14 protein-coding genes are annotated in these 12,092 nt (G+C 68.2%); 5 read left to right on the top strand and 9 right to left on the bottom strand.

The features are described from left to right. Nucleotides 1-53 precede the first annotated feature (53 nt). Nucleotides 54-911, bottom strand: a complete 858-nt coding sequence (locus tag FV242_RS09075) for a manganese catalase family protein (RefSeq protein ID WP_147938690.1) — start codon at nt 909-911, stop codon at nt 54-56. A gap of 420 nt (nt 912-1,331) precedes the next feature. Further along, nucleotides 1,332-1,685 (bottom strand): helix-turn-helix transcriptional regulator, encoded by a 354-nt coding sequence (locus FV242_RS09070; RefSeq protein WP_147905894.1) that lies wholly within the window; start codon nt 1,683-1,685, stop codon nt 1,332-1,334. A gap of 107 nt (nt 1,686-1,792) precedes the next feature. Here FV242_RS09070 and FV242_RS09065 point away from each other — a divergent pair, with 107 nt between their 5' ends. The 3 genes from FV242_RS09065 to FV242_RS09055 all read left to right on the top strand — a co-directional run bounded on the left by FV242_RS09065 (nt 1,793) and on the right by FV242_RS09055 (nt 5,708). Next, nucleotides 1,793-2,539: a glucose 1-dehydrogenase gene (locus FV242_RS09065; RefSeq protein ID WP_147938689.1), complete on the top strand. Its 747-nt coding sequence runs from the start codon at nt 1,793-1,795 to the stop codon at nt 2,537-2,539. Nucleotides 2,540-2,884: 345 nt separating this feature from the next. Next, nucleotides 2,885-3,682 carry an alpha/beta fold hydrolase gene (locus FV242_RS09060; RefSeq protein ID WP_281407054.1) on the top strand — a complete coding sequence of 266 codons (798 nt, stop codon included), beginning with the start codon at nt 2,885-2,887 and terminating at the stop codon, nt 3,680-3,682. After that, the gene (locus tag FV242_RS09055) at nt 3,672-5,708 is read left to right on the top strand and encodes a PAS domain S-box protein (protein ID WP_147938687.1); all 2,037 of its coding nucleotides are present in this window, start codon (nt 3,672-3,674) and stop codon (nt 5,706-5,708) included. Before FV242_RS09060 ends, FV242_RS09055 begins: the two co-directional genes overlap by 11 nt. 677 nt (nt 5,709-6,385) lie before the next feature. Here the strand turns inward: FV242_RS09055 and FV242_RS09050 are convergent. From FV242_RS09050 to FV242_RS09020, 7 genes are all read right to left on the bottom strand, one after another. Continuing rightward, the gene (locus FV242_RS09050; protein ID WP_147854718.1) at nt 6,386-6,655 is read right to left on the bottom strand and encodes a BrnA antitoxin family protein; all 270 of its coding nucleotides are present in this window, start codon (nt 6,653-6,655) and stop codon (nt 6,386-6,388) included. 6 nt (nt 6,656-6,661) lie between these two features. Next, nucleotides 6,662-7,021 (bottom strand): hypothetical protein, encoded by a 360-nt coding sequence (locus FV242_RS09045; protein WP_147905890.1) that lies wholly within the window; start codon nt 7,019-7,021, stop codon nt 6,662-6,664. 303 nt (nt 7,022-7,324) lie between these two features. Then, nucleotides 7,325-8,311 (bottom strand): energy transducer TonB, encoded by a 987-nt coding sequence (locus FV242_RS09040; RefSeq protein WP_147905889.1) that lies wholly within the window; start codon nt 8,309-8,311, stop codon nt 7,325-7,327. Nucleotides 8,312-8,316: 5 nt separating this feature from the next. Continuing rightward, nucleotides 8,317-8,790 carry an ExbD/TolR family protein gene (locus tag FV242_RS09035; protein ID WP_147905888.1) on the bottom strand — a complete coding sequence of 158 codons (474 nt, stop codon included), beginning with the start codon at nt 8,788-8,790 and terminating at the stop codon, nt 8,317-8,319. 149 nt (nt 8,791-8,939) lie between these two features. Beyond that, nucleotides 8,940-9,635 carry a MotA/TolQ/ExbB proton channel family protein gene (locus FV242_RS09030; RefSeq protein WP_147854539.1) on the bottom strand — a complete coding sequence of 232 codons (696 nt, stop codon included), beginning with the start codon at nt 9,633-9,635 and terminating at the stop codon, nt 8,940-8,942. A 130-nt stretch (nt 9,636-9,765) separates the two neighbouring features. Next, a complete protein-coding gene (locus FV242_RS09025; RefSeq protein WP_147938686.1) occupies nt 9,766-10,242 on the bottom strand; it encodes a Tat pathway signal protein in 477 nt (158 codons plus the stop codon). A 63-nt stretch (nt 10,243-10,305) separates the two neighbouring features. Next, nucleotides 10,306-10,797, bottom strand: a complete 492-nt coding sequence (locus FV242_RS09020) for a hypothetical protein (protein WP_147905886.1) — start codon at nt 10,795-10,797, stop codon at nt 10,306-10,308. Nucleotides 10,798-11,222: 425 nt separating this feature from the next. On the opposite strand from FV242_RS09020, the gene FV242_RS09015 reads away from it, so the two are divergent. Next, complete coding sequence (locus tag FV242_RS09015; RefSeq protein ID WP_147906003.1) at nt 11,223-11,651, top strand: Hsp20 family protein; 429 nt, start codon at nt 11,223-11,225, stop codon at nt 11,649-11,651. Nucleotides 11,652-11,799: 148 nt separating this feature from the next. Then, nucleotides 11,800-12,084 (top strand): DUF1150 domain-containing protein, encoded by a 285-nt coding sequence (locus FV242_RS09010; RefSeq protein WP_147854535.1) that lies wholly within the window; start codon nt 11,800-11,802, stop codon nt 12,082-12,084. Nucleotides 12,085-12,092: the final 8 nt, after the last annotated feature.

Below are 12,092 nucleotides of genomic sequence, written 5' to 3'. Positions count from 1 at the left end.
TCGATTGCCCCCCGGGGCCGGGCGTCATGCCCGCGCCCCGGAAGGCTGAGCCATCAGCCGATCTGCTCGGACTGGGCGCCGCTGTCCGGACGTGCAGGACCGAGCACGGGCTCCTGACCCATCGGCTGGTTCTGCACGATGCTGTACTCGCCCTTGCCGTCGAGGGACGGGCCCTGGGTCCAGCGGCCCTCGGGCGGCGGCGAGCCGTCAGCCGAGGACGAGAAGTAGTTGTAGTTGAACTTCTGGTTCTCCTTCTCCTGCGGGAAGGAGTTCGGGATCGGCAGGGTGCCGGTATGGCCGCCCAGCTCTTCGATCACCGACAGCCATTGCTGCTGGTGCATCGTGTCCCGGGCGATGAGGAAGCTCCACATGTCGCGCATGCCCGGATCGTTGGTCGCGTTGTACAGGCGCACGGCCAGCACCCGGCCGGTGCTCTCGGCGGCGACGTTGCAGTACATGTCGGCGGCGATGTTGCCGCTGGCGTAGATGTGGCTCATGTCGAACGGCAGGCCGTCGGAATTGCCCGGGAAAGCCGCCATGCCGGTGGATAGCAGCGTCTTGTGCAGCATCCCCTCAGCGATGTGGCGCGGGTTCTCGCCGCCCATCACGGCGCCGACGATGGCGTCGGCTGCACCTGCCTCTTGCACCTTGGTCGGTGCGGTCTCGAGGTTCATCGCCACCGCGGTGGCGAGCATCTCGATATGGCCCAGCTCCTCCGTGGCGGTGTTGAGCAGCATGTCGCGATACTTCGTGGTCGGCGCGCGATTACCCCACGCCTGGAAGAAATACTGCATACAGACCCGGATCTCGCCTTCGATTCCACCGATCGCCTGCTGAAGCATCCGCGCGTAGATCGGGTCTGGGCTGTCGACCTTGACCGGGTATTGGAGACGCTTGTCGAGGTAGTACATGCGGTTTGCTCCTCGCCGCTGATGATGGGCGCCGGCTTTCGGCGCGCAAACTCGTGCGGGCTCGATACCGTCGGGGTATCCCGTCGCGCTATCCGATCAACCGCGTTTGGCGGGACCGGTTCAGTATTTCTTGCGATCAGGATGCGCTTTTTGCGCCGCGGATGGCGATTTTTGAAGAGCGAGAACCAAACGATGTTAGTTTTGTAGCCAATTGCCGCGCTTAACTCGGCATGATGGACCAACATATGTTGTGCCATGCGCCCGGGTTTGTTCCCGGCGCCGGGAATAAGCGTGTGGGTATGCCGGCGATAAGGCTGCGGCGAGCTTCGGCCGGTGCTGGTGATCGACGGGAGGGGGCCTTGTCTGCGGACCGGCCCAAGCGTGCGACGCGGCCGGGTCGGCGGTACCCAGTGCCGAACGTTACGCGTCGGGCCCGCGCGCTTGTTTGCCGGCGTCCGACGCGTAGGCGTTGAGGATCGCCGCCAGCAGGCCCGGAAACCGCGCCTCCACCTCGGCGCAGCGCGAGTGGTTGCGCATCTCCACTCCGTGGCGCTCGCTCCGGATCAGGCCCGCCTCACGCAGCACCTTGAAGTGCGCGGACAGCGACGATTTCGGGATGACCCGGTCGCCCAGGGCGGAGACGGCGGAACAGGCTTCGACGCAGCCCGACCGCATGATCTGCGCGTAAATCGCCGCCCGATTCGGGTCGGACAGGGCGTGGAGGATCGCCTCCGGTCGGATGTCCTCGATGGCGGGGTGAAACAGCGGCCTCATGATTTCCGCATGTAGGGTCTTGATCCGCGCACCGTTAGTTCCGAAATTCCGAACTATGGGACTAAGGCGGCCATACCGGCGCTGGTCCCGTGCCGAGGTTAGCACACATGTCGAAGCTCGAGGGCAAGGTCGCCGTGGTCACCGGCGCATCGAAGGGCATCGGGGCCGGAATCGCAACGGCGCTGGCGCGGGAGGGCGCCGCGGTCGTGGTCAATTACGCCAGCAGCCGGGCGGATGCCGAGGCCGTGACCGCGGCCATCAACGCGGAGGGCGGCAAGGCCATCGCGGTGCAGGGCGACGTATCCAAGTCTGCACAGGCGCAGGGCTTGATCGCGGCCACCGTGACGCAGTTCGGCCGGCTCGACGTGCTGGTCAACAATTCCGGCGTCTACGAGTTCGCCACGCTGGAGGAGATCACGGAGGCGCATTACCGCCGGCTGTTCGACGTCAACGTGCTGGGTGTCCTGCTGACCAGCCAAGCCGCCGCGCCGCATCTCGGCGAAGGCGCGAGCATCATCAACATCTCGTCGGCCATCACCCACGTGCACACGCCCGCCGCCGCGGCCTATGCCGGGACGAAGGGGGCGCTGAACGCGATCTCGGGCGTCCTGGCCAATGAGCTGGCGCCCCGCCGGATTCGCGTGAACGTGGTCAGCCCGGGCTTCGTGGTGACCGAGGGCACGCATACGGCCGGAATCGTCGGCTCCGAGATGGAGGCCGGCTTCATCGCCCAGACGCCGCTCGGCCGCGCCGGACGACCGGACGACATCGCTGGCGTGGTCACGTTCCTGGCCTCCGACGACGCCCGATGGCTGACCGGAGAGGTGATCACCGCCAGCGGCGGGATCCGCTGATCCGCAACGCCCGATTCCGCGTGGTCATCGGCGACGGGGCCGCGAGGGTTCCCGAAGCGGTCGTGCCGTAGGCGCACGCCGTTGCCCCGAGGCGGGTATTCCAGGTGATTCGTCTCGACAGCTGGCTTCTGCCGTTCGGGACGATACGCCAAGCCTTGTACGGTGAAGACGGGCACCAGTTCCGGGACAGCACGCCGCCTTGATACGAAGCGCGGGCCGCCCGCTGCCGTGATCGGCGCCGATGGCGCCAAAAAGGGGTGCGTTCCCTGTAGGGCTGCGACGCGGTCCGGATTGCTTCACGATCCGGAACGGCCTTAGACCGGAACGCGGTCGAAGGGAGCGGACGTGTCGGTCCTCCAACGTCACAATGTGCGGGTCGCAGGATCCGGCGAGACTGCCATGGTCTTCGCCCACGGGTTCGGCTGTGATCAGAACATGTGGCGCTTCGTGGCACCTGCGTTCGAGAACCGCTTCCGCACCGTCTTGTTCGACCATATCGGCGCCGGCGGGTCGGATCTGTCGGCCTACGACCCGGTGAAATACGCAACCCTGGCGGGCTACGCCGACGACGTCGTGGCGGTGTCGCGTGCGCTCGGCGTGAGGGGCGGCGTGTTCGTCGGCCATTCGGTGAGCGCGACGATCGGCATCCTCGCCTGGAAGCGGGCGCCAGACCTGTTCGACAGCCTCGTCCTGGTCTGCCCGTCGCCGCGCTACATCGACGACGGCGATTACGTCGGCGGCTTCACTCCGGCGCAGGTGGAGGAACTGCTCGACTTCCTCGACAGCAACCACATGGGCTGGTCGCACACGATGGCCCCAGTGATCATGGGCAACCCCGATCGGCCGGAACTCGGGCAGGAACTCACCAACAGCTTCTGCCGCACGGATCCCGAGATCGCCAAGCGCTTCGCCCGGACCACCTTCACGTCGGACAACCGGGCTGACCTGGATGGCGTCACCGCCCGATGCCTCGTCATCCAGTGCTCGGACGACATCGTCGCGCCGCAGCAAGTCGGCGCGTATGTCCACCGCAAGCTGCCGAACAGCACGCTGGTCCATTTCGAGGCGTCGGGCCATTGCCCGAACCTGAGCGCCCCGGAGGAGACCATCGCGGCGATCGAGGCCTTCGTCCTTGGCGGCTAAGGGCGACGCGCCGCCCTGCGCCCCCGGGCCGGACGTCGACGACCTCGAAGACCTCTTCGAGAACGCCCCGTGCGGCTACGCCTCGGCCCTGCCGGACGGGCGGTTCTCCCGGGTCAACCGGACGCTGGCCAACTGGCTGGGCTATCCGCCCGCGGAACTCGTCGGACGCAGGTTCCTCGATCTGCTGACCATTGCGGGCAAGATCTATTACGAGACCCATTTCGCGCCGCTCCTGCGCCTGCAGGGATCGTTCAAGGAGGTGGCGTTCGATCTGGTGCGCCGCGACGGAACGACCCTGCCGGTCATCGCCAACGCAGTCGTCCGCCGGGACGACGCGGGCGACGTCCGCTTCATCCGGATCACCGCGTTCGATGCCTCGGACCGCCGCCGCTACGAGCGCGATCTCCTGGAGGCCCGCCGCCACGCCGACCAGGCAAGGATCGCCTTGCAAGACCTCAACCTGACGCTGGAGGCCCGGGTGGCGGAACGGGCCCGCGCCCTCGATCGGGCGTGGCGGCTCTCCCCGGATCTGTTGGTGGCGGCGGATGCCGTGGGCGTCGTGACGGCCGTGAATTCCGCCTGGACGACCCTGCTCGGCTGGCAGTCCGCCGATCTCGTCGGGCAAAAAGTCTCCGCGTTCATCCACCCGGACGACCTTGCGGCGGCCCAGGCTGCGCTGGCCGGAATCGTGACGGCTCCCGTGAGTGTCCCGTTCGAGTCCCGCCTGCGGCACGTGGACGGGAGTTATCGCCGCTTCGCCTGGACGGGGGCGTTCGAGGACGGGCAGATCTACGGAACCGGCCGGCATACCACCGCGCAGCACGAGCAGGCCGACGCGCTGCAGCGAGCGGAGGAGGCGCTGCGCCAGTCGCAGAAGCTGGAGGCGGTCGGCCAGCTTACCGGCGGCGTCGCCCACGACTTCAACAACCTGCTGACCATCATCCGCTCGTCAGTGGACTTCCTGCGCCGCCCCGACCTGCCGGCGGAAAGGCGCGACCGCTACATGGATGCTGTGTCCGACACGGTCGACCGCGCCACGAAGCTGACGAGCCAGCTACTGGCCTTCGCCCGGCGCCAGACGCTCAAGCCCGAGGCGTTCGAAGTCGGCGAGCGCCTGCGCGGCGTGGCCGACATGCTCAACACCCTGACGGGTGCGCGCATCCAGATGCGCACCGACCTGCCGGCCGAACCCTGCTACGTGAAGGCGGATCTCAGCCAGTTCGAGACCGCCTTGGTCAACATGGCGGTCAACGCTCGTGACGCCATGGACGGCGAAGGCACGCTCACGCTCCGGTTGACCTGCGCCAGCGCCCTGCCGCCGATCCGCGGCCACGCGGCCGCCCTCGGTCCGTTCGCGGCAGTGTCGCTCACCGATACCGGGACCGGCATCGCGCCGGACATGCTCAGCCGCATCTTCGAGCCGTTCTACACCACCAAGGAGGTCGGCAAGGGCACCGGCCTCGGGCTCAGCCAGGTGTTCGGGTTTGCCAAGCAATCCGGTGGCGACGTCGCCGTTCACAGCGTCGTCGGCAGTGGCACGACCTTCACGCTCTACCTGCCGGAGATCGACGTCGTGGCGCCGGAGGACCTTGTGGTCCCCTATCTCCGCGAGGGTTTTCCGGCGGGCGGCGGCCAGCACGTCCTGATCGTCGAGGACAATGTCGAGGTCGGGCGCTTCGCCACCCAGATCCTGGAGGATATCGGCTACCGGGCGACCTGGGCGGCCAACGCCGAGGATGCGATCGAGAAGCTCGGGCCGGACGGCGCCGGCTTCGATGTGGTGTTCTCCGACGTGGTGATGCCCGGCATGGGCGGCATCGCGCTTGCGCGGCTGCTCCAGCGCCGGATACCGAACCTGCCGGTGCTGCTGGCGACCGGCTACAGCCACGTCCTGGCCCAGGACGGGCTGCACGGGTTCGAGCTGATCCACAAGCCATACTCGGCCGATCAGCTCGGCCGCATTCTCGGCCGCGTGCTGTCGCCGGCGTTCGGGCAAACGATGACGGAGATCGAGCCGCGAGGGTGACGTTCCGGCTCAGAGACGCGGGCCAGGTCCGACGGCATGCGCCAATCTCCCGCCCGGGTGGCAGCCGAGAACGCGGCACGGAAGTAAGACTGACGGGCCACAGAGGGCCATACTCATCCACGGATCCCAGGTTTCCGCGGACCCTTCAGCCGCTGCCCCGTCGCGGAGACCATAGTTGCCGGCCAGGCGGGGCAGCCATATGCCGCCCGTTACTGCAAACACCTGGGAAGGATCGAGACCTGCGCGTCTTGCACTTGCAGATGACGGCAACTGCTTGCCGACGGGATCGGGTGTTCACTGTCTGCCATTGCCTTTGGCCCGCAAGCCTTCGGGAATGTCCCGTCTCTGGACGGGGACAGGAAGATTCCGGGCGCGCCGCATCCTCTGCCCGGAGCGGCGAACCGGAAAGCTTAGCATTCGGGGAGCACGATGCGTGAGGCCGCTCGCTACCGACGTGGAAGCTGGTTCGCCGTAAACACTCGCGTGAACGCGGGGACCGTGAGGCGAGCCTGAGCGTATCAGCGCAACGCCGCAGGCCAAGACTTCAAGCACGATCGATCGATCCCGACGGCAAGCGGTGGGCCGGCCCAGAGGAAAACAACGGCGCGCGCAAGCGGCCGCGAACACCCGGCGCCTTTGAGGAGCCCGGCTATCCAATCGGAAAGTCCCGATCCGCCCTACGCGTCGTCAGCTGGAACGAGGGTCTTCAACGCCTCGTTGACGCGGTCCTGCCAGCCCGGGCCGTCCTTCTGGAAATGGGCCAACACGGCGCTGTCGAGGCGCAACGTGACCATCTCGCGCGCGCCCGGTACCGCCGTCGGGCGGGGAGCCGACGGCGCGGGTGGTGGAGGAGCAGCGGCGGGCTTGGCGGTCGTGGCGGCTTTGAAAGCCGCCTCGGCGGCCGCGCGCGGATCGGTGAAGCGGCGGCGGTTGCGATCGTCGGCCATCGGCCCTCAGTCCTTCGCGACGGCTTTCTTCGGCGCGGCCTTCTTGGCGGCACCTTTTGCAGTCTTGCTCGCGATCTTGGCGGCGGCCTTGGCTTCCTTCTCGGCAACCTTGGCTTGCACCTCGGCGGCCTTGACCTCGGCCTCGGCCGCTTCCTTGGCGAGACGCAGCGAACGCAGCTTCAGCGTCCGCTCGTCGATCGCCTTGATCGACGCGTGGTGCTCGGCCATCGCCTGCGCGCCCTCGCGGGCCATGCGCTCGGCTCGCTCCGCACGCTCGGCGCGATTGTCGGCCCGGGTCTTCGCTTCCGCTTCCGCGTCGCGGATGTCCTCGGCCTCGTCGAGGTCGGTCTCAGTCTCGTCGCTCATCCTGTGCCTTTCGCCCCGGTCCAGCGGAACCGCATCCTGCGCGTCGCGCGCCGGAACGGTCTCTGGAGCGGGTCCGGCCTGTTCGAGGGGTGAAGGGGCAAGGCCGGATGATCCGCCCCGCCGCGCCGTCCTGAGACGACTGTTCGAGGCCGTGATCGCAAAGGCATTAGCACGCTCCCGCGCCGGATGGCGAATCCGGCCTGTTGATCGTGCTCGACAGACGAACGTATTCGTCTCGGATCGTGGAGCGCCTGTTCAATCGAAACCGGCGCCTCTGCCTCGGCGCGCGCCGTCTATTCGCTCTCAGCGCACGCGATAGTTGAGCGGGATCGTCACCGAAAGGCTCGGTTGCGTCACGCCGGGGGGCGCCGGCGGCAGGCCGCCCCGCACCGCCGCCAGGGCGGCGCTGTCGATCTGGCCTACGCCGCTGGACCGGGCGAGGCCCGCGCCCGACACCGCCCCCGAACGCATCACCGTGAACCGGACCATGGCGGTACCTCCGGCGGTGCCGGCGGCGGCGCCTGGATTCATCCGACCATGGATCGCCGCGCTGATCGCTCCGGTCCATTGCCGCAGCGCGCTCGGATCGCTGCCCGCGGCGGCCCGGCCGGCGGCGTTCTGGCGCGATGCCGACGCCGAGTTGCGCGCCTCGGCCCCCTGCTGGGCCTTGGCCTGCTTCGCCTTCGCTTCGCGGGCTGCCTTCTGCTTCGCTTCGCGGATCTCCTCGAGACGCTCCTCGCGCTTCTGCTCGCGCAGCTTCTCTTCGCGGATCTTGCGCAGCTTCGCCTCGCGCTCGGCCTTGATCTTGGCCGGATCCGGCGTCGGCTTCGGCGGCTCCTCGGTCTTGGCGACCTCGGTCGGCGGCGGCGCCAGCGGCTCGGCGGACTCGGCTGTCGAGGTGATGACCTCGCTCTGGGCCTCCACCGGAACGACCTCCTGCGGCGGCTCGGTGACGGCCTCGGTCTCGTCCGGCTTGACCTCGGTCATCTCGGGCGGTGGCGGCTGCACGGCCTCGTCGGGCGGCAGCTCCACCGGCTTCGCCTCCGGAGGCGCGGCCTGGCTCATCTGCTGCTCCGCCGGAGCCTCGGTCGAGGCCTCGGTCATCACCGGCGCCAGATCGATCGAGATCTGCTGCTCGCCGGGGGGCGCCGGCGGTGTCAGCCGATAGAACATCACCGCCACGAGCACGAGCGCGTGCAGCGCGAACGCGACCAGGAAGGCGGCGAGCAGCCCGGTCGGGCGCGGCTCGCCGGGCCCGGCCGACAGATCCGTCGAAGTCAGCGTGCTCATGGATGTCAGCGGGCGGTCTCTGCGGGGGCGGCCGGTGCCGCCGGGGCGGGGCCGCCCGGCGACTGCGCGATCAGCGACACCTTGGTGAAGCCTGCCTGCCCGACGAGGCCCATCACCTGCATGATCTTGCCGTAGGGCACGTCCCGGTCACCCCGGACCAGGATCACCTGATCCTTGTCGGCCGACGCCATCTCGCGCAGGCGCGGAACCAGGCTGTCCATGGTGAACACCTCCTTGGCGATCGACGGGTTGCCGTCCTTGTCGACCGTGACCTCCTGCGGCTTCTTCGACTGCGCGACCTTGGCGGCTGCGGTCTTGGGCAACTGTACCGGCACGCCGGTCGTCATCAGCGGCGCGGCGACCATGAAGATGATCAGCAGGACCAGCATCACGTCGACCATGGGGGTCACGTTGATGTCCGACATCGGCAGGTCGTCGTTGTCGTCATCGTCGCTTGCGCGGGGCGATGCCATCGCCATGGCGGCGTCTCCGAATGAAGGTGTTCGGCCCGGTTCGAGCCAGGGTTCGAGGCGTCCTCGGCCGCAGCACGTCGCCGACCGGTTGGGCGCCTTGGATCAGGGGCGGCGCGCCGGGCCCGCTCGCGAAGGGCCCCTGCGCCGCAGGAGACCTACTCGGCGGCTGCGCGGTGCTGTCCGGCCCCCGTCCGCTCGCGGGCGAGGCGATCGCCCAGCAACGAGATGTAGGACGTGAAAGAGCTCTGGATGCCGCCGATGTCGCCCGCGAGCTTGTTGTAGGCCATCACGGCCGGGATCGCGACGACCAGGCCGATGGCGGTGGCGAACAACGCCTCGGCGATGCCGGGGGCGACGACGGCGAGCGAGGTGTCCTGGCTCCGTGCGATCGACGAGAAGGAGTTCATGATGCCCCAGACCGTGCCGAACAGGCCGACGAACGGGGCTGTCGAACCCGAGGTTGCCAGCAGCGACAGGCCGGTGCGCAAACGCTTCACCTCGAGGCCCAGCGCGCCGCGCATGGCCCGCTCGATCCGCTCGCGCCGCTCGGCCCGGGTCTCCGTCGGGTCCTGGTCGCGCCACGCATCGATGGCGGCCTTCACGACGTGGCCAGTCAGGCCCTTGTGATTGCCGTCGAGGCTGCCACCGGACCGCACCAGCTTCTCGAACGCCTTCGCCTGACGCCGGGCCGCGGAGAGCCGGATGATCTTCTCGAACACCACCGTCCAGCACGCGATCGAGGCGATGACCAGCAGGATCATCACGCCCTTCACGATCGGGTCGGCCTGCAGGAACAGGCCGAGGAACGAGAAGTCGTGGGCGACCTCGGTCGGGGCTTGTGTCGGGTCCATCGCGGGCTCCTGGGATCGTGGTGTCACGCGGCCGGGGGCCGCCATCGCATCGAGGGGCGGCGAAAGCCGCTGGCCGTCCGGCGGCGCGCCGCCGGGCGGTGTGGTCGAACAGACCCTTATGGCGCCCGCATCAACGGTCGAAGGCGAGGCCGGCCTTGCTCTCGGTCTCGGTCCGCTCCAGGCATGCCTCGCGGGCGGCATCGCCGCCATCGCAGGCCAGAACGTCGTTCAGAAGCACTCGTCCGACCTTGCTGCAGGCGATGCCCGGGAAGTCGAAGATCTTCACGATGGTCTTGCGGGCCGGCAGGGGGCCGAGTTCCACCGCGACGCGCTTCTGGGCGACGCCTTCGGGATCGAACGCGAACAAGTCGACCTTGTACGATTTGAGGCCAACGCCCTTGGCATTGTCGACCACCATCGTCACCCGGCAGGCCTCGCCCGCGGTCTCCAGCTTGTTGAGTTGCAGCTTCAGCGGCGTCTTATCGGCGCCGGCGTCCTGCGCCAGCGCGGAGGCGACAAGGAGCGCCGAGAGTGCGAAGCACGCGGCCGTATCGAGGGCGATCCGACCGATCCGTCGGCGGTACAGTGGGACGCTCAGGGCAAGCACCAGGCTGATTTCCTCTTTTCTTAGGGTCGGCTGTCGCCGGACCAGACCGTCGAAGCGGCCGACTCAGTGAAGCACGACCCGCCGCGGGCAGGCTGCCGGCGCTAGGCGCTCCGCCGCCGCGTCGAGGGTCGCCACGGCGGCACGGACCGCCTCGACCAAGCGGGGCGCCGCTTCCCGCCCCGTGATTTCGGCGGCGGCCTCTTCAAGTTCCGCCCAGAGCCGACGTCGTCCACGACCGATTAGGGCGACCAGGGCGCATTCGTGGCCGGTGACCCGGCAACAGCTCGCAGGCATGAAGGACCAGTCGTCCTCGCGCTCCGCCCGGAGCGCACGCACAATCGCAACCACGCTCGCGACGAAACGGCAGCCTTCCGTTGCTCCGAGCAGCTGCTCCGCGCCGTCGTAGGCGGCATTCCAACAGGCGATGTCGCTGGTCATATATCCGGCCGCGACGAACCGAGCGACCGACAGGGCCAGGATATCGGCCTCATCGCCGCACACGTCGGCGACCCGTTGCATCGCCGCATGACTGGCCGGTGTCGAAGGCGCGCTCATCGGGACTCCGCTCCGTCCCGTCGGGTTCGGGAACTTCCGGCGAGTGTCCGCCCGAACCGGACGATCACCAGTCGGGGCAGTAGCTATGGGCGCTTCCTGGATCAAGGCCCGACGAGAAAATCAGAGCAGTTCCAAACTGTTAGTTGGAAGCGTGGCCGTTCTCGGACTTGCTGGAATATCCTGGCCTAATCTGCCGAAAGATCCCAATTCCTCGATGGTTTTCGCGGTGCACCTCTCCTTCCCACGGGGAAATTTCCCGGTTCCCTTGATGGGGTTGGCGCGCTTGGCCATATCCGATTTACCGGCGGCGTTCCGCCCGGCGGAGCGCTGTCCCGGACGGGCTCCATGGAGTCGAGGTGCTCGGAGATCCGCGGGCTGCGGCTAGCCCTCGTGTCGGAGGCCTCGCTGTGAGGATGGCGGCCGCGATGACTCGACCCTCGCCTTTCGGGCACCCGTTCCTGCTCGGCTTCGACGAGATCGAGCAGGCGCTCGACCGGGTCGCCAAGGGCGCCAACGACGGGTATCCCCCCTACAATATCGAACGGTTGCCCCGCACGGAGCGCGAGCCCGAACGGTTGCGCATCACGCTCGCGGTGGCTGGCTTCACCCAGGATCAACTCGACGTGACGCTCGAGGAAAATCAGCTGGTCGTCCGCGGCCGGCAGGTGGACGAGCGTGAGCGGCACTTCCTGCACCGTGGCATCGCGGCGCGGCAGTTCCAGCGGACGTTTTTGCTGGCCGACGGCATGGAAGTGCTGGGGGCAGATCTCGCCAACGGCCTGCTCTCCATCGATCTCGTCCGCCCGGAGCCCGACCGGATCGTGCGCAAGATCGATATCGGCGCGCGTGGCTAGTGCAACGGCGATCGCGGGTGCGGCGTGAACGCAGCCCGGCGATGCCCGCGGTCGATTGATTGGCCGCCGAAACACACCACATCAGGATGGAACCACCGGTGCCTCCGGGACCGGAGGTAGACGCTCTGCCACCCTAGGAGGGCTAAACATGACGAACTTGAACGCATCGCCCCTCACCCCCGCCGATCTCGACCCGACCGAGTTCAACCCGGCAGATCTCGCGGCGCTCGGCGAGGGCCATATCGCCTACGTTCGCCCGATCCGTTCCGATGAGGTCCGTCGCCTGTTCCCGCAGGCTCCGGAACTGATGCCCGGCCTCGACCTGTTCGCACTCCTCTCGGCGAGCGGCGAGCCGATCATGCTGGCCGATTCCCGCGACGTGGTGCTGGCCAATGCCGTGGCCCAGGATCTCCACGCCGTCAGCCTGCACTGACGCCGGGC

The sequence above is a fragment of the Methylobacterium sp. WL64 genome, assembly GCF_008039945.1.
Classification (GTDB): Bacteria; Pseudomonadota; Alphaproteobacteria; order Rhizobiales; family Beijerinckiaceae; genus Methylobacterium.
This window is presented reverse-complemented; position numbering and strand designations above follow the sequence as displayed.

What these genes read in the sequence shown, in the direction of transcription:
- FV242_RS09075 (WP_147938690.1), bottom strand. Translation starts at nt 911, where the DNA reads ATGTACTACCTCGACAAGCGTCTCCAATACCCGGTCAAGGTCGACAGC.
- FV242_RS09070 (WP_147905894.1), bottom strand. Translation starts at nt 1,685, where the DNA reads ATGAGGCCGCTGTTTCACCCCGCCATCGAGGACATCCGACCGGAGGCG.
- FV242_RS09065 (WP_147938689.1), top strand. Translation starts at nt 1,793, where the DNA reads ATGTCGAAGCTCGAGGGCAAGGTCGCCGTGGTCACCGGCGCATCGAAG.
- FV242_RS09050 (WP_147854718.1), bottom strand. Translation starts at nt 6,655, where the DNA reads ATGGCCGACGATCGCAACCGCCGCCGCTTCACCGATCCGCGCGCGGCC.
- FV242_RS09045 (WP_147905890.1), bottom strand. Translation starts at nt 7,021, where the DNA reads ATGAGCGACGAGACTGAGACCGACCTCGACGAGGCCGAGGACATCCGC.
- FV242_RS09040 (WP_147905889.1), bottom strand. Translation starts at nt 8,311, where the DNA reads ATGAGCACGCTGACTTCGACGGATCTGTCGGCCGGGCCCGGCGAGCCG.
- FV242_RS09035 (WP_147905888.1), bottom strand. Translation starts at nt 8,790, where the DNA reads ATGGCGATGGCATCGCCCCGCGCAAGCGACGATGACGACAACGACGAC.
- FV242_RS09030 (WP_147854539.1), bottom strand. Translation starts at nt 9,635, where the DNA reads ATGGACCCGACACAAGCCCCGACCGAGGTCGCCCACGACTTCTCGTTC.
- FV242_RS09020 (WP_147905886.1), bottom strand. Translation starts at nt 10,797, where the DNA reads ATGAGCGCGCCTTCGACACCGGCCAGTCATGCGGCGATGCAACGGGTC.
- FV242_RS09015 (WP_147906003.1), top strand. Translation starts at nt 11,223, where the DNA reads ATGACTCGACCCTCGCCTTTCGGGCACCCGTTCCTGCTCGGCTTCGAC.
- FV242_RS09010 (WP_147854535.1), top strand. Translation starts at nt 11,800, where the DNA reads ATGACGAACTTGAACGCATCGCCCCTCACCCCCGCCGATCTCGACCCG.